At 69.3% G+C, this 15,902-nt stretch carries 17 protein-coding genes, 1 tRNA gene and 1 riboswitch; of the genes, 17 read left to right on the top strand and 1 reads right to left on the bottom strand.

Annotated features, from left to right (window positions below; genetic code table 11):
- Positions 1–11 precede the first annotated feature (11 nt).
- The 17 genes from cmk (at position 12) to RHCRD62_RS25790 (ending at position 14,674) form a co-directional block, all read left to right on the top strand.
- Positions 12–674, top strand: a complete 663-nt coding sequence (cmk, locus tag RHCRD62_RS10030) for a (d)CMP kinase (RefSeq protein WP_050064603.1) — start codon at positions 12–14, stop codon at positions 672–674.
- On the top strand, positions 671–2,107 hold the full coding sequence (gene der / locus RHCRD62_RS10025; RefSeq protein WP_050064484.1) for a ribosome biogenesis GTPase Der: 1,437 nt from the start codon (positions 671–673) through the stop codon (positions 2,105–2,107). The genes cmk and der overlap by 4 nt, the downstream gene beginning before the upstream one ends.
- A gap of 98 nt (positions 2,108–2,205) precedes the next feature.
- Positions 2,206–2,279 (top strand) — tRNA-Pro (locus tag RHCRD62_RS10020).
- 271 nt (positions 2,280–2,550) lie between these two features.
- Positions 2,551–3,360 (top strand): bifunctional hydroxymethylpyrimidine kinase/phosphomethylpyrimidine kinase, encoded by an 810-nt coding sequence (thiD, locus tag RHCRD62_RS10015; protein WP_050064602.1) that lies wholly within the window; start codon positions 2,551–2,553, stop codon positions 3,358–3,360.
- Positions 3,361–3,377: 17 nt separating this feature from the next.
- Entirely contained in the window at positions 3,378–4,055 is a 678-nt protein-coding gene (locus RHCRD62_RS10010) for an NUDIX hydrolase (protein ID WP_084734166.1), read from the top strand.
- 37 nt (positions 4,056–4,092) lie between these two features.
- Positions 4,093–5,130, top strand: a complete 1,038-nt coding sequence (locus RHCRD62_RS10005) for an SMP-30/gluconolactonase/LRE family protein (protein WP_050064483.1) — start codon at positions 4,093–4,095, stop codon at positions 5,128–5,130.
- A 98-nt stretch (positions 5,131–5,228) separates the two neighbouring features.
- Positions 5,229–5,828 carry a cardiolipin synthase ClsA gene (locus RHCRD62_RS10000; RefSeq protein ID WP_050064482.1) on the top strand — a complete coding sequence of 200 codons (600 nt, stop codon included), beginning with the start codon at positions 5,229–5,231 and terminating at the stop codon, positions 5,826–5,828.
- Entirely contained in the window at positions 5,825–6,700 is an 876-nt protein-coding gene (locus RHCRD62_RS09995) for a DUF881 domain-containing protein (RefSeq protein ID WP_253277260.1), read from the top strand. The genes RHCRD62_RS10000 and RHCRD62_RS09995 overlap by 4 nt, the downstream gene beginning before the upstream one ends.
- The gene (locus RHCRD62_RS09990) at positions 6,697–7,074 is read left to right on the top strand and encodes a small basic family protein (protein ID WP_050064481.1); all 378 of its coding nucleotides are present in this window, start codon (positions 6,697–6,699) and stop codon (positions 7,072–7,074) included. The genes RHCRD62_RS09995 and RHCRD62_RS09990 overlap by 4 nt, the downstream gene beginning before the upstream one ends.
- A gap of 2 nt (positions 7,075–7,076) precedes the next feature.
- A complete protein-coding gene (locus RHCRD62_RS09985; protein ID WP_050064480.1) occupies positions 7,077–7,823 on the top strand; it encodes a DUF881 domain-containing protein in 747 nt (248 codons plus the stop codon).
- A gap of 70 nt (positions 7,824–7,893) precedes the next feature.
- Entirely contained in the window at positions 7,894–8,298 is a 405-nt protein-coding gene (gene gcvH, locus RHCRD62_RS09980; RefSeq protein ID WP_050064479.1) for a glycine cleavage system protein GcvH, read from the top strand.
- Positions 8,299–8,474: 176 nt separating this feature from the next.
- Positions 8,475–8,951, top strand: coding sequence for a glycogen accumulation regulator GarA (gene garA, locus RHCRD62_RS09975; protein WP_050064478.1), 477 nt, complete (start codon positions 8,475–8,477; stop codon positions 8,949–8,951).
- The gene (locus RHCRD62_RS09970; RefSeq protein ID WP_050064477.1) at positions 8,951–9,694 is read left to right on the top strand and encodes a transcriptional regulator FtsR; all 744 of its coding nucleotides are present in this window, start codon (positions 8,951–8,953) and stop codon (positions 9,692–9,694) included. Before garA ends, RHCRD62_RS09970 begins: the two co-directional genes overlap by 1 nt.
- Positions 9,695–9,791: 97 nt before the next feature.
- Entirely contained in the window at positions 9,792–10,265 is a 474-nt protein-coding gene (locus RHCRD62_RS09965) for a bifunctional nuclease family protein (RefSeq protein WP_050064476.1), read from the top strand.
- Positions 10,266–10,524: 259 nt separating this feature from the next.
- Positions 10,525–11,145, top strand: coding sequence for a MerR family transcriptional regulator (locus RHCRD62_RS09960; RefSeq protein ID WP_050064475.1), 621 nt, complete (start codon positions 10,525–10,527; stop codon positions 11,143–11,145).
- Positions 11,146–11,235: 90 nt separating this feature from the next.
- A riboswitch (glycine riboswitch) is annotated at positions 11,236–11,330 on the top strand.
- A gap of 160 nt (positions 11,331–11,490) precedes the next feature.
- The gene (gene gcvP / locus RHCRD62_RS09955) at positions 11,491–14,346 is read left to right on the top strand and encodes an aminomethyl-transferring glycine dehydrogenase (protein ID WP_050064474.1); all 2,856 of its coding nucleotides are present in this window, start codon (positions 11,491–11,493) and stop codon (positions 14,344–14,346) included.
- A 157-nt stretch (positions 14,347–14,503) separates the two neighbouring features.
- Positions 14,504–14,674 (top strand): hypothetical protein, encoded by a 171-nt coding sequence (locus RHCRD62_RS25790; RefSeq protein ID WP_157050860.1) that lies wholly within the window; start codon positions 14,504–14,506, stop codon positions 14,672–14,674.
- Between the two features lie 61 nt (positions 14,675–14,735).
- Here the strand turns inward: RHCRD62_RS25790 and RHCRD62_RS09950 are convergent, their stop codons facing one another.
- Positions 14,736–15,902: a metallophosphoesterase gene (locus RHCRD62_RS09950; protein ID WP_050064473.1), complete on the bottom strand. Its 1,167-nt coding sequence runs from the start codon at positions 15,900–15,902 to the stop codon at positions 14,736–14,738.

The raw sequence follows: 15,902 nt of genomic DNA, 5'->3' as shown, positions 1-15,902 counted from the left end.
TCGTCGTGGCGATGGACGGGCCGTCCGGCACCGGAAAGTCGAGCGTGTCGCGCCGACTCGCCGACGCGCTCGCCGCTCGCTATCTCGACACCGGCGCCATGTACCGGATCGCGACGCTGAACGTGCTGCGGTCCGGGGTCGACGTCGACGACGCCGACGCGGTGTCGGCCGCCACCGAGGCGCTCGTCCTGTCGGTCGGAACCGATCCGTCCTCGGACCGCGTTCTGCTCGCCGGTGAGGACGTCACCGACGAGATCCGCGGAGGAGCCGTCACCGCGGCCGTGTCCGCGGTGTCCGCGGTTCCACGAGTACGTGAGCTCCTCGTCGACAAGCAGCGTGAGTTCATCGCGCAGCATCCGCGAATCGTCGTGGAGGGCCGCGACATCGGGACCGTCGTCCTGCCGGACGCGGACGTGAAGATCTACCTCACGGCGTCGGCCGAGGCCCGCGCGCTGCGCCGCAACGCGCAGAACGTCGCGGAAGGCCGCGGCGACGACTACAAGGCCGTGCTCGCCGACGTGCAGCGCCGCGACCACCTCGACTCGACCCGTGCGGTCTCGCCGCTGCGACCCGCCGACGACTCGGTGCTCGTGGACACCAGCGAGATCGGAATCGACGACGTGATCGGCCGGCTGCTGATGGTGGTTCGGGACAGAACTGGAGTGGTGCAGTGAGCGACGAGTTCGAATTCGGCGGCGACGCCTACGCCGGTGACGGCATCTGGAGCGAGGAATCCGACTGGGAGATCGCCGATCTCGAGTCCGGAGTCGAGGGCGAGGAGCACGTCGCCGTCCCGACCCTCGCGATCGTCGGCCGCCCCAACGTGGGCAAGTCGACGCTGGTGAACCGCATCATCGGCCGCCGTGAGGCCGTCGTCGAGGACATCCCGGGCGTCACCCGCGACCGCGTGTCGTACGACGCGAACTGGGCCGGACGTCGATTCATGGTGCAGGACACCGGTGGCTGGGAGCCCGACGCGAAGGGACTGCAGCAGTCGGTGGCCCGCCAGGCCGAACTGGCGATGCGGACCGCGGACGCGATCATCCTTGTGGTGGACGGCGTCGTCGGCGCCACCGCCACCGACGAGGCGGTGGCCAAGGTGCTGCGCCGCTCGAAGACCCCGGTCCTGTTGGTGGCCAACAAGGTTGACGACGAGCGCACCGAGGCCGAAGCGGCGGCCCTGTGGTCGCTCGGGCTCGGCCAGCCGTACCCGGTCAGCGCCATCCACGGCCGCGGTACCGGTGACCTCCTCGACGAGGTGCTCGCCGTGCTGCCGGAGACGCCGCGTGAGGGCACCGGTGGCCAGGGACCGCGCCGTGTCGCGCTGGTGGGCAAGCCGAATGTCGGCAAGTCCAGCCTGATCAACAAGCTGTCCGGCGACGAGCGTTCCGTTGTGCACGACGTCGCGGGCACCACCGTCGACCCCGTCGACTCGCTCGTCGAGCTCGGTGGCAAGGTGTGGCGGTTCGTCGACACCGCGGGACTGCGCCGCAAGGTCAGTCACGCCAGCGGGCATGAGTTCTACGCGTCGCTGCGCACGAAGTCGGCGATCGAGGCCGCGGAGGTCGCGATCCTGCTGATCGACGCGTCGCAGCCGATCACGGAGCAGGACCTGCGGGTGCTGTCGATGGTCGCCGAGACCGGTCGTGCGCTGGTGCTGGCGTTCAACAAGTGGGATCTCGTCGACGAGGACCGCCGGTTGATGCTGGAGAAGGAGATCGACCGGGAACTGGTTCGGGTGCCGTGGGCGCAGCGCGTCAACATCTCGGCCCACACCGGTCGCGCCGTGCAGAAGCTCGTCCCCGCGCTGGAGACGGCGTTGGAGTCGTGGGACAAGCGGGTGCCGACGGGGCGCCTCAACACCTGGCTCAAGGAGGTCGTCGCGGCGACCCCGCCGCCGATGCGTGGAGGCCGGTTGCCGCGGATCCTGTTCGCGACGCAAGCGAGCACGCGGCCGCCGACGTTCGTGTTGTTCACCTCGGGATTCCTCGAGGCGGGCTACCGCCGGTTCCTCGAGCGCCGACTGCGTGAGGAGTTCGGTTTCGACGGCAGTCCGGTCCGCGTCTCGGTGCGAGTTCGCGAGAAGCGGGACCGCAAGAAGCGCTGACCGCCGGACCCGCTGACCCCGGACAAGGCGTGTGACCTGCCGATTCGCTCTTCCGAGTGCCACTGATGTAATCTTTGCGAGCGCCCGAAAGAGCGCGGCGGGCTGTGGCGCAGCTTGGTAGCGCACCTGACTGGGGGTCAGGTGGTCGCAGGTTCAAATCCTGTCAGCCCGACGCAGAAACCCCGGTGAGAAGAAATTCTCACCGGGGTTTCTTCGTGTACGGGCTCACTGCGCAGAGCCGGCTCGGTGGAGTGTAGTGCGGTCCGATCCGCACGAATGTCCTTGCCTGCACACAGCGTTCGTGAGTCGTGCTCGGACGGCGCCGCGAGAGATCGGGGCCGCGAGCAGGTCCTCGGTCGGCGACCGTGTCGGACGACTATTCTCGTCAACGGGCGCCGTCCCGGTGGAGGGGCGCGCTGAACATGTTCTCGAAGGAGCTCCTCGTGGTCGACCTCGCCTATGTCATCGCCGGATCGGAAGCGACCGGTGGCGCCGGCCTGCAGGTCGACCTCAAGACTTTTCAGGAGCTCGGTGTCTACGGTGTCGGCACCGTCACCTGCATCGTCTCCTTCGACCCGAAGGCCGGCTGGGGTCATCGTTTCGTCCCGATCGCGCCCGGCGTCATCGCCGACCAGATCGAGGCGGCGACCGCCGCGCACGACCTCGACGTCGTCAAGATCGGCATGCTCGGTACCCCCGACACGATCGAGGTCGTCGCGGACGGACTGCGTCGCCAGTCGTGGCGGCAGGTCGTGCTCGATCCGGTGCTCATCTGCAAGGGGCAGGAACCCGGAGCCGCACTCGACACCGACACCGCCCTGCGGGAGCAGATTCTTCCGCTGGCAACGGTGGTGACCCCGAACCTGTTCGAGGCACGCACTCTCGCGGGAATGGAGTCGATCGACTCCGTCGACGACCTCGTCGAAGCCGCGCGCCGCATCCACGACCTCGGACCCGCGCACGTGATCGCCAAGGGTGGTGTCGAACTCCCCGGCGACGATGCCGTCGACGTCCTGTTCGACGGCAGCGAGGTGACGATCCTGCGTGCACCCAAGGTCGGGCAGGAACGCGTCTCCGGCGCGGGCTGCACTCTCGCCGCCGCGGTGACGGCGGAACTGGCCAAGGGTGCGGAGATCGAGTCCGCGGTGGAGTTCGCGAAGGAATTCGTCACCGCCGGAATCGCCGGACGCATCGGTGCCCGCACCCCGTTCGACAGTGTCTGGCAGGGCGCCTACGTCGACGCCCTCGCCTGAGCGGCTACCGTCGGGGAATGGAACCCCACCAGCCGACCACGCGGGACGAGGATCCGACCTCGGCGCCGCCGAGCGATCCCGGTCCGAGCCTGACCCGTGAGGAGTGCGCCGCCAGGGTTTCGGCGTTCGACCGGATCGCGGTCCCCGACACCGGAACCCGCCGTGCCGCAGTGGCGCTCGCCGTCATCACCGACGACGCGGGATCGCGGCTGTTGCTGACTCGACGGCAACCCCGCATGCGGGCGCACGCCGGCCAGTTCGCGCTCCCCGGCGGCAGCATCGATCCCGGGGAGACGCCCGAGATGGCGGCCGTGCGTGAGCTGGAGGAGGAAGTCGGCGTCGTCGCGGGTGCGGATGCCGTGCTCGGACTGCTCGACGACTACGTCACGCGATCCGGCTACGTGATCACCCCGGTCGTGGTGTGGATCGGTCGCCCGAGCGCCCCCATCGTTCCGAACGCGGGTGAAGTGGCGGTGGTGTTCGAGGTGACCATGGGCGAGGTCGACGTCGATCCGCTGATCCAACCGGTCCCCGGTATGCCCGACGATGCGCCGCCCTACCTTCGCTGGCCGTTCCGCGGCGGAGCCATGTTCGCGCCGACCGCCGCGCTGATCCACCAGTTCCGCGAGGTCGTGATCCACGGTCGCACCACCCGCGTCGCGGAGTACGCGCAGCCGGATTTCGCGGCCAAGTAGTCGCGGGCGCGGTCCACCCGGGGCTACTGTTGCCGTCATGGGACCGCTCCGTCGCGCCCTCACCCTCCTCGACCGCACCGGCGTGGAGCCGGTCGCGTGGAAACCGCCTCCCGCGCCCCGGGAGACATCAGGTCCCCCATTCGATCTCGACACCGTCGAACGGTGGCCACTCCCTGGATCGACGGGACCGGAGGACGTCGCCGTCGACAGTGAGGGCCGGGTTGTCGCCGGTACCGACGACGGTGCGATCTGGCGGTTCGACGGCCCGGCCAGCGTCACCCGGATCGCCGACACCGGAGGCCGGCCGCTCGGCATCGAGGTCCTCGCCGACGGCCGCTACCTCGTGTGCGATGCCGACCGCGGGCTGCTTCGTGTCGACGACAGCGGTCGAGTCGACGTTCTGACCGACACCGCGGCGGGATCGCCACTGCTCCTCTGTAACAACGCCGCCGTCGACTCTGCCGGAGTCGTCTATTTCACCGACTCGTCTGCCCGCTTCCGCCTCGCGGAGCACCGACTCGACGCGATCGAACACTCGGGGACGGGTCGCCTGATCCGGTTCGACCCCGCGACCGGCGAGACCGACGTCTTGCTCGCCGGGCTGCAGTTCGGGAACGGGGTCGGTCTCGCCGTCGACGAGTCGTACCTCCTCGTGGCGGAGACCGCCGGCTACGCGATCCGCCGCGTCGACCTGCGTGGCCCGACCGCCGGCACCGCAACGACCTGGGTGGACAACCTGCCCGGTTTTCCCGACAACATCGCCTCCCAGACCGAGCGCGGCATCTTCTGGGTGGCGCTGTACAGCCCCCGGCTTTCCGCGCTGGACCGGATGGCCCCGTACCCCGCACTGCGGATCGTCGCCGCCAACCTCCCGGATCGACTCGCGCCGCAGCCCGTCCTGCGCGGCCGGGTGCTCGGGTTCGACGGCGACGGGAGGGTCGTACACGACCTGCGCGGCGACCGTCACAGCTACGCGCCGGTCACGGGTGTCCGTGAATCGGGTGGACGGTTGTACCTCGGCAGCCTCACCGCCGACTCCGTGGCCTGCCTGCCCGCGCCCACCCCACCTGTGTGACAGGCTTGACCGGGCCCCGATCGGGTTTGCCCGGCGAGCGAGATGTGGGAGTTGACGTGGACAGCGCAGAGCGGCCGCAGGTAGCGGGGGAGGCCCTGATGGTCACCGACCGGGTGTTCACGGTGCCCAACGTGCTCAGCCTGCTCCGGCTGATCGGCGTTCCGGTGTTCGCGTACCTGCTTCTGGGGCCGGAGGCCGACGGGTGGGCGTTGGCGATCCTCATGCTCAGCGGCTTCACCGACTGGGCGGACGGCAAGCTCGCGCGGATGCTGAACCAGATGTCGACCCTCGGTGGTCTGCTGGATCCCCTGGTCGACCGGCTGTACGTCGTGACCACGCTGGTCGCGTTCGCGATCCGGGACATGATCCCGTGGTGGGTGGCGTTGCTCCTGATCGGCCGCGACCTGGCCCTCGCGATCAGCCTGCAGGTCTACCGGCGCCGCGGCCTGCCTCCGCCGTCGGTGATGTACCTGGGCAAGGCGGCGACGTTCGCGTTGATGATCGCGTTGCCACTCGTGTTGGCGGCGCAGGGGGACTGGGCGATCGCGTCCACGGCGAACGCCCTCGGGTACGCGCTCCTGGTGTGGGGCACCGCGCTCTACGTGTGGACGGGTGCGCTGTACCTGCTCGCCGCCCGCAACATCGCCCGCGAGGTACCCGTCCCCGGGGGTTCCGACCTGCGAGCGGAATCGCCGTGAGTGAGAACGGGGTGGATGCCCCGACCGGCGTCCGGCGAAATCCGACGCCGTCGCTGCTCACGGCGCTCCTCGCGGAGGGGCTCGACCCCGGGTACGCGGCGGCCGCCGAGGACCGTGAACGTGACCACGCGCGGCACCGGCCGCTGCACGCGACCGCGTGGTGCGCGGGCGGTGCCTTGGTCCTGGGGCTGATCTTCGGTGTCGCCTACGCCGAGGCGTCCGACCGAGCGCCCGGAACGGACCAGGTGCGCAGCGACATCCTCACGCAGGTCGACGCCGCCGAAGCGCGCGGCGCCGATCTGGCCGCGACGCGGGACGACCTGCTCGCCCGAACCGATGCCGCGCGCACCTCGGCGCTCGCCGGCGACGCCGACGGTGCCGCCGTTCTGGGCCGGATCGAGACCCTGGAGCAGGACGCCGCCCTCACCCCGGTCCACGGTCCCGGGATCACCGTCACCCTCAGCGATCCCGCCGCGCGGCCGGACCTGTCCGATCGGTCCCGTCCCGGCGCGGACGCGAATCCCGTCATCATCGACCGTGACTTGCAGGCCGTGGTGAACGGGTTGTGGAACTCGGGCGCCGAGGCCGTCGCCGTCGGGAACGTGCGAGTGGGTCCGGGCGTGACGATCCGGCAGGCGGGCGGCGCGATGCTCGTGGACAATCAGCCGGTGCCGTCGCCGTACGTGGTGTCGGCGATCGGACAGCCGTCACGACTGCAGACCGGTTTCGTCGTCAGTGACGCCTATCTACGCATGTCCGGTGTCCAGCAGTTGTACGGCGTCGGATTCGGGATCGCCGAGAGCGACGACATCACGCTTCCGGCCGCAACGGCGCGGGAGATCAGGAGCGCACGAGAAGTGGGGGGTCAGTGAAACCCGTCAAACCTGTCACCGCGGCTCGGAACGGCTACGCGATCTACGGGGTACTCGCATTGGTTGCGGGCATCGTCGCGGGCATCGTGTTCCGGCCGCAGGTGCCGGACGCCATCCAGCCGTACCTGCCGATCGCGGTCGTCGCGGCGCTCGACGCCGTGTTCGGTGGGCTGCGGGCGTACCTCGACGAGATCTTCGACGCGAAGGTCTTCGTCGTGTCCTTCGTGTTCAACGTCCTCGTCGCAGCGCTGATCGTCTGGCTCGGTGACCAGCTGGGAGTCGGGACGCAGCTGTCCACCGCGATCATCGTCGTGCTCGGCATCCGCATCTTCGGCAACGCGGCGGCCTTGCGTCGCAGGCTGTTCGGGGCCTGACGATGGCCACGGAGGGCAAGCACGAATGGCACACCGAGACGCCCGCGTCCGCACGCCGGTCGAAGGTGGTGTTCGGGCTCCTCGCCGCGCTGTTGATGGCGGCGCTCGGTGTCGCGATCGCAACCCAGGTGCGTGACACCGGTTCCGGCGACACACTCGATTCGGCCCGGCCCGCCGATCTGCTCGTCATCCTCGACAACCTCGGGCAGCGGGAGGCGGTACTGCGACAGGAGATCGCGACGCTGCAGGACACGCTGGCGACGCTGCAACGTAGCGGCGGCGGTTCCGAGGCGGCGCTCGCCGAGGCCAACGCCCGGTTGTCCGCGCTCTCCATCCAGGTGGGCGCCGCGCCCGCGACGGGTCCGGGGGTCGTGCTCACCGTCACCGACCCGGCGGGAGGTGTCGGCTCCGAGGTGATCTTGGACATGATCCAGGAACTGCGCGCCGCGGGCGCCGAGTCCATCGAGGTGACCGGGAACGGTACGCCGCCGATCCGGGTGGGTGTCGACTCCTGGGTGCGGGGCACGGCCGGAAACCTGCAGCTCGACGGCCAGAAACTGTCCGCGCCTTACACCGTCACCGCGATCGGCGACCCGCCCACGCTCGCGGCGGCGTTGAACATCCCCGGCGGTGTCGTCGACACCGTCGCCCGCAGCGGTGGCAGGGTGACGGTCGAACAATCGGAGCAGGTCACGACCGCCGCCTTGCGAGAGGTGAAACCACGCCAATACGCTCAGCCAGGAAACTGAACATCCGTCCTCGTGCAGCGCGCAGGCGTTGTCGTGGCGAGTACCACCTGTTCTTCGAAAGGACCTCACGGTGAGCGAGACCAACATCCCGGCCGAACTGCGTTACACGGCGGAGCACGAGTGGGTGCAGCGGACGGGATCGACGACGGTGCGCGTCGGCATCACCGACTTCGCGCAGTCCCAGCTCGGCGACGTGGTGTTCGTCCAGCTGCCCGCCGTCGACGACGAGACCACCGCGGGTGAGTCCTTCGGCGAGGTGGAGTCCACCAAGAGCGTTTCCGACATCTACTCCCCGCTGAACGCGAAAGTTGTTGCCGCGAACGGGGATCTGGATTCCGCCCCGGAGCTGGTGAATTCGGCGCCGTACGGCGCCGGGTGGCTGGTCGAACTCGAGGTCGCCGACGAGCCCGCCCTCGATGCCGCACTCGCTGCGATGCTCGACCCCGATGCGTACCGGGAGCTGACCGGGGAGTGATCCCGACCCGCCCCGCACTGCGAGCGCCTACGCGGACAGGCGCTCGCAGGGTACGGTCGAGTACAAGGTCATTCGCCGTGTCGGGGCGCAGATCCGCATCGGTTGTGATTGTGTCTACAGATTCGTTCGGGTCTCCGCTCGGGGCTTCCCGGATATCGGACTGAGGAGGAGAAACGGTGAGCGACAACGACAGCGACGCGGTCTACGGGGAGACCCCCGCCGAGACCACGTCTGTTTTCCGAGCGGATTTCCTCAGCGACCTGGACGGCACCGCCGCGCCGACCGAACAGCCCGTCTCCGGCGTCGAGGGCCTGCCCTCCGGTTCCGCACTGCTGGTCGTCAAGCGTGGCCCCAATGCCGGTTCGCGGTTCCTGCTCGACCACCCGACGACCTCGGCGGGACGCCACCCCGACAGTGACATCTTTCTCGACGACGTCACGGTCTCGCGTCGGCACGCCGAGTTCCGGCGCGAACAGAGCGAATTCCAGGTCGTCGACGTGGGAAGCCTCAACGGCACGTACGTCAACCGGGAGCCGGTGGATTCGGCCACGCTCGCGAACGGCGACGAGGTGCAGATCGGCAAGTTCCGGCTGGTGTTCCTGACCGGACCGCGCGCGGCGGCCGGCGACTCACCTGCGGGTGCGGGAAGCTGATGACCGCGGTCGGGCAGCGGAGCCAGGGTTCGGGAGGGATGTCCATCGGCTCCGTCCTGGATCGGCTCCGCCCCGAGTTCCCGGATGTGACGATCTCGAAGATCCGCTTCCTGGAGGCGGAAGGGCTCATCAGTCCGGAGCGGACGCCGTCGGGCTACCGGCGGTTCTCGATCGCCGACTGCGAGCGGCTGCGCTATGTGCTCACCGCGCAGCGTGACCAGTATCTGCCGCTCAAGGTGATCAAGGAGCAGCTCGAGGCGATCGACAGCGGCGCTGCTGTCGTCGGAGCGCCCGACACGGCACCACGCCGCCCGCGGGTCCTGGCGGTGGCACCCGGTGAGGTGTCGCCCGAGGAGTTCCGGACGGACCGTGAGGTGCGGGTCAGTCGGAGTGATCTGCTGGCACGTTCGGGTGTGGACGAGGGTTTCCTCACCGAGCTGATCCGTGCGGGGCTGATCGTTCCCGGGTCCGCGGGCTTCTTCGACGAGGACGCCGTCACCCTCGCCCGCACGGCGAGGGCGATGTCCGGCTTCGGTCTGGAGGCCCGGCACCTTCGTGCGTTCAAACTTGCCGCCGATCGTGAAGCGGGGCTGGTCGCGCAGATCGCCGGGCCGGTGGCGAAGGGCCGCGACGCGGGCGCCCGCGATCGGGCGGAGGAAATGGTGCGTGAATTGGCCGCACTGTCCCTCACCCTGCACACCTGCCTCGTGAAGGCGGCTGTTCGCGGGGCGCTCGACCGCTGAGTGCGGCGGCTCCGCAGTGTCCGTGCGCGTACGGGCACGGGTTCTCACATCGGCATAGAATCGGTCGAAGCAACGGTTTTCACGGGAGGCGGGCGCGATGAGTGAGATGCGTGTGATCGGGATTCGCGTCGAGCAACCGCAGAATTCGCCCGTCCTCCTGCTGCGGGAAGCGGACGGCGACCGATACCTGCCGATCTGGATCGGTCAGACCGAGGCAACTGCCATCGTGCTCGAACAGCAGGGAGTCGAGCCGGCACGCCCCCTGACGCACGACCTGATCACCACGTTGATCGGGGCGTTGGGACATCGTCTGATCGAGGTTCGGATCGTCGACCTGCAGGAGGGGACGTTCTACGCGGACCTGGTGTTCGACCAGAACGTCACCGTTTCGGCGCGGCCGTCCGACTCGGTTGCCATCGCGCTACGGGCGGGGGTTCCCATCTACGCCGAGGAAGCCGTTCTCGCGGAGGCCGGGTTGGTGATGCCCGATGAACGCGAGGACGAGGTCGAGAAGTTCAAGGAGTTCCTCGAGTCGGTTTCGCCCGACGACTTCAAGGCCACCGACGGCTGACTCGCGGTACCACGACGCTCGGCCAGGTCACGATTGTGAACCACTTGGTCTCGATAGCGTCTCGTCTACGTAAACGCAGCTAAAGCGGGGCTAAGCTTTGAACGTTTTGGGCGTGTTGCATTGACCGCATGAACCTCGACCCATACCGTCGGGCCGACATGAATACGCACCATGTGATTCACCGGGGCGTACGCTGAGAATTCCAGGCGTAGGCCGAGGGGATCCACGGGTCGGTTTTCCGTGCGAGAGGGAGCAGGCAGTGGTAGATCAGCCGCAGGACGCGAATGTCGATCAGCGCGTCGATTCCGAGGCGCCGGTCGAGGCGGTCGAGGTACTCGACGCCCAGCCCGGACTGTTCCCCGACGATTCCATCCCCGACGAGCTCGTCGGCTACCGGGTTCCCATCGCATGCCAGATCGCGGGGATCACCTACCGCCAGCTCGACTACTGGGCGCGGACGTCGCTGGTCGTCCCGTCGATCCGGGGCGCAGCAGGCTCGGGCAGCCAGCGTCTGTACTCGTTCAAGGACATCCTCGTCCTCAAGATCGTCAAGCGACTCCTCGACACCGGCATCTCGCTGCAGAACATTCGGGTCGCGGTGGATCACCTGCGTAAGCGCGGCGTCGCGGACCTGGCGAAGATCACTCTGTTCTCCGACGGCACCACGGTGTACGAGTGCACGTCGCCGGAAGAGGTCGTCGACCTGCTCCAGGGTGGGCAGGGTGTGTTCGGTATCGCCGTAAGCGGTGCAATGCGGGAGCTGACCGGCACTATCGCCGACTTCCCGGCCGAACGCGCCGACGGCGGCGAGTCCGAGCAGAGCCCCGAGGACGAGCTGGCCTCGCGTCGCCGCAACCGCGGCAGCCGTCGCACCGGCTAGCCGAGGTTCCGCCCTGCCGGGGGACGGTGGTGTGTGCCACACGGACGGGTGCGGGTGATTCGGTGACGGTCGCATAGAATTACGGTGCGTCGTCGCCGCGCGGGAGAGCTCCGGACCGAGGTTCGGACGCCGAAGGAGCAGCACCTCCCCGTCAATCTCTCAGGCACCCGGACCGTGCGGGCATCGGCGCCTCTGGAAAGCGGTGGGAGAACCCACCCGCCCACGGGGAAAGGGATCGGCACCGCGCCGACCCGAATCTCTCAGGCGCTCGGTACGAGCAATCGACAGAGGGGGAGGAACGCACCGCAGGCGCTGCGGTGTGGCCTCGAATCCCCGGGAGTCGCCTTGCCTGACCAGCCCACCTTCGACCCCGCCGATTTCGCCCTGCGGCATATCGGCCCGGACCACACCGAACTCGAGCGCATCCTGCACGTGATCGGTGTCGACACCCTCGACACCCTCGCCGAGAAGGCGATCCCCGGCAGCATCCTCGACGCCGTGACCGACGGCGTCAGCGCGGGCCTGGACACGCTGCCCGCGGCGGTGTCCGAACACGAGGTGCTCGCGGAGCTCGCGGCACTCGCCGCACGGAACACCGTCGCGACGTCGATGATCGGGCTCGGCTACTACGACACCCTCACGCCGCCGGTGCTGGTGCGGAACCTGATCGAGAACCCGGCCTGGTACACCGCGTACACGCCGTACCAGCCGGAGATCAGTCAGGGCAGGCTCGAGGCCCTCATCAACTTCCAGACGATGGTCTCCGATCTGACGGGCATGGAGGTCGCGAACTCGTCGATGCTCGACGAGGCCACTGCCGCAGCCGAGGCAATGACCCTCCTGCGCCGCGCCGGACGTTCGAAGTCGCCGCGGTTCGTCGTCGACGCCGATCTGTTCCCGCAGACTCGCGCCGTCATCGAGACCCGCGCGACCCCGCTCGGCATCGAGGTCGTCGAGGCCGACCTGTCCCTTGGCCTGCCCGAGGGTGACTTCTTCGGCGTCCTCGCCCAGGTGCCCGGCGCATCGGGCCGCGTCGTCGACCATTCGTCGCTGATCTCCGCCGCACACGAGCGCGGCGCGCTCGTCGCCGTCGGCGCCGACCTGCTGGCGTTGACGCTGCTGACCCCACCCGGGGAGATGGGCGCGGACGCCTGCTTCGGCACCACCCAGCGGTTCGGTGTCCCCATGGGATTCGGCGGCCCGCACGCCGGCTACCTCGCCGTCCACTCGAAGCACGCCCGCCAGCTGCCCGGCCGCCTCGTCGGTGTCTCCGTCGACGCCGACGGAGACAAGGCGTACCGGCTCGCGCTGCAGACCCGTGAACAGCACATCCGCCGCGAGAAGGCGACCTCCAACATCTGTACCGCGCAGGTGCTCCTCGCGGTCGTCGCCGCGATGTACGCGAGCTACCACGGCGCCGAGGGCCTGACCGCGATCGCCCGGCGCGTCAACGGGTACGCCCGCACCCTCGCCGCGGGCCTGCGCGCGGGCGGTATCGACGTGGTGCACACCGACTTCTTCGACACCGTGCTCGCCCGCGTGCCCGGTCGTGCCGACGACGTCGTCTCGGCCGCCAAGGGCTGGAACGTGAACCTGCGTCTCGTCGACGCGGATCACGTCGGCATCGCGTGCGACGAGGCGACCACCACCGCGCACCTGCAGTCGGTGCTTGCGGCATTCGGAGTGGCAGGCGATCTCGCAGGGGATGCGGCGGAGTCGATGCCGCCAGCGCTCGCCCGGACCTCGGAGTTCCTCACCCACCCCGCGTTCCGGAGCCACCGCACCGAGACCGCGATGATGCGCTACCTGCGCAAGCTGTCCGACAAGGACATCGCCCTCGACCGCAGCATGATTCCGCTCGGGTCGTGCACGATGAAGCTCAACGCGGCCGCCGAGATGGAGGCCATCACCTGGCCGCAGTTCAATTCGCTGCATCCGTTCGCGCCCGCCGACGACACCGTCGGTATCCGCGGCCTCGTCGCCGACCTGGAGTCCTGGCTGGCGTCCGTCACCGGGTACGACCGGGTGAGCCTGCAGCCGAACGCAGGAAGCCAGGGCGAGTACGCGGGCCTGCTCGCGATCCGGAACTATCACCTCTCACGCGGCGACGACCACCGCGACACCTGCCTGATCCCGTCGAGTGCGCACGGCACCAACGCCGCGTCTGCGGTGATGGCAGGAATGCGCGTCGAGGTCGTCGCGTGCCGTCCGAACGGTGACGTCGACCTCGACGACCTGCGGGCGAAGATCGCCGATCACGCCGAGCGTCTCGCGGCGATCATGATCACGTACCCGTCCACGCACGGCGTGTACGAGCACGAGGTCACCGAGATCTGCGCGGCCGTGCACGATGCGGGTGGTCAGGTGTACGTCGACGGCGCGAACCTCAACGCGCTCGTCGGCCTCGCTCGTCCCGGCCGGTTCGGCGGCGACGTCAGCCACCTGAACCTGCACAAGACGTTCTGCATCCCGCACGGCGGTGGTGGACCCGGTGTCGGGCCGGTCGCCGTCCGCGAGCACCTCGCCCCGTTCCTGCCCGGGCACCCGCTCGCGCCCGAACTCGGCGACGGGCCGACGGTGTCCGCGGCACCGTACGGCAGCGCCTCGATTCTCCCGATCACCTGGGCCTACATCCGCATGATGGGAGCCGCCGGGCTGCGGTCCGCGTCGTTGACGGCGATCGCGTCGGCCAACTACATCGCCCGCCGCCTCGACGAGCACTTCCCGGTGCTCTACACCGGCGACAACGGGATGGTCGCCCACGAGTGCATCATCGACCTGCGTCAGATCACCAAGGACACCGGCGTCACCGTCGATGATGTCGCAAAGCGTTTGGCGGACTACGGTTTCCACGCGCCGACCATGAGCTTCCCGGTTGCGGGCACCCTCATGATCGAACCGACGGAGTCGGAGAACCTGGCCGAAATCGACCGGTTCTGCGACGCGATGGTCTCGATCCGCCGCGAGATCGACCGTGTCGGCGCGGGGGAGTGGCCGGTGGACGACAACCCGCTGCGCGGCGCCCCGCACACCGCGGCCTGCCTCGTCGGCGAGTGGGACCACCCGTACTCGCGTGAACTCGCGGTGTTCCCCGCGGGCACCGCGGACAAGATCTGGCCTCCGGTACGTCGCATCGACGGCGCCCACGGCGACCGGAACCTGGTCTGCTCCTGCCCGCCGATCGAGGCCTTCAGCAGCTGACCTGCTCGGCAGCCGAGCCACAACGTTCGTGAGGCGAGCTCATGAACGTTGTGGTCGGCGCCGCCGGCGGGGGACGATGGTGCGGTGCCCGAAACCCGGGCCGTCCGCACGACCGAACGGCCGGGACACGGGAAACCGCAATCTGGAGGTCGGGAAAATGCCTTCAACCATCCGCCGCGTCATCGCCGTGGCCGCCATGACCGTCGCTGTCGGTGCCCTCGCCGCGCCACCGGCCATGGCCAAGGAACGTCCGCTCGGAAACGGGTCGCTCGCCTTCTGCTTCGTCGTGCCGTTCCCGGGCTCCGCCGAACTCGAGTGGTGCCTCTGACAGCCACGCGTCGACCGCCTGTGCCGTCCGGTCATTCCACCCGACTGAGCGGCACCGTCGGTCAGGTGGTGGTGAGCTCGATCAAGGTGATTTCCGGCGGGGCGGCAACGCGCACCGGCGGACCCCAGGCGCCTGCCCCACGGCTGGTGTAGAGGACGGTGTCGCCGAACCGGTCGAGTCCGGTCACCGACGGCTGTTGCATCGGCACCAGGTAGCCCAGCGGCCACATCTGCCCGCCGTGAGTGTGTCCGGACATCTGCAGGTCGACGCCCAGTTCCGCCGCCTCGAGCACCTGCGCGGGCTGGTGGGCGAGGAGCAGCACGGCGCGGTCCGCGTCGCGTCCCGCCAGAGCGGCCTGCAGGTCCGGCTCGTACGGTGCCGGTGACGTGAGGTCGTGGATACCCGCGAGGTCCACGACGGCGTCGCCGCGCCGCAGTTCGACGCGGGAGTTGCGCAGCGTGTGGATTCCGAGGGTGTCCCACAGGTCGAGCCACCGCCCGCCGTCTCCGGCGTAGAACTCGTGGTTGCCGCTCACCCCGAACACGCCCAGCGGCGCGCTCAGGTCGGCGAGCGGCGCCAGATCGGGACCGACCTTCGCGACGGTGCCGTCGACGAGATCGCCGCCGATCAACACCAGGTCGGGATGTTCGGAATTCACGATGTCGACGATCTTGCGGGTGAAACCGATCCCGCGGGCCGGCCCGACGTGGACGTCGGTGACCAGGGCGATGCGGGTGCCCGCGAAGTCTGCGGGCAGGCGCCGCAACGGAATCCGCACCCGAACCACGCGTGGCGTTGCCGCCTCCACGACGCCGTAGCCGGCCGCGCCGATCGCCGCCAGCACGACCGCGGCCGTTGCCCCGCGCAGCACCCGCCGCCGGGTCGGGCCCGCCGCCTGTTCGCGCGATCCGGGTGCGCTCGGCGTGCGCCGCCGACGTTGGATCAGTCCGGTGACCCCGGTGCCGATCGCGATGACGCCCAAACCCGCGGCGAGGTACAGCACCGCGGCGAGCCACACCCAGCCGACCGCGCCGGGCGGCCGAGCCCACGACGTCGCGAACACCTCACCGCTGCCGACGCCGACGAGTGCCAGCGCCCACAGCACGATGAGGGCGGTGCCGACGGCGCGTCGCGCGACGGGCCCGAGCTCGGTCGGGCCGGTGAGCCTACGGAACAGCCACCAGGTGAGAAGGGCGAGCAGGAGCCCGAAAACGGCGAGTCTGATCAT

It is taken from the genome of Rhodococcus sp. RD6.2 (assembly GCF_001040705.1).
Classification (GTDB): Bacteria; Actinomycetota; Actinomycetes; order Mycobacteriales; family Mycobacteriaceae; genus Rhodococcus_G.
The sequence above is the reverse complement of the archived record's forward strand: the minus strand, read 5'-3'. Positions and strand labels throughout refer to the sequence as shown.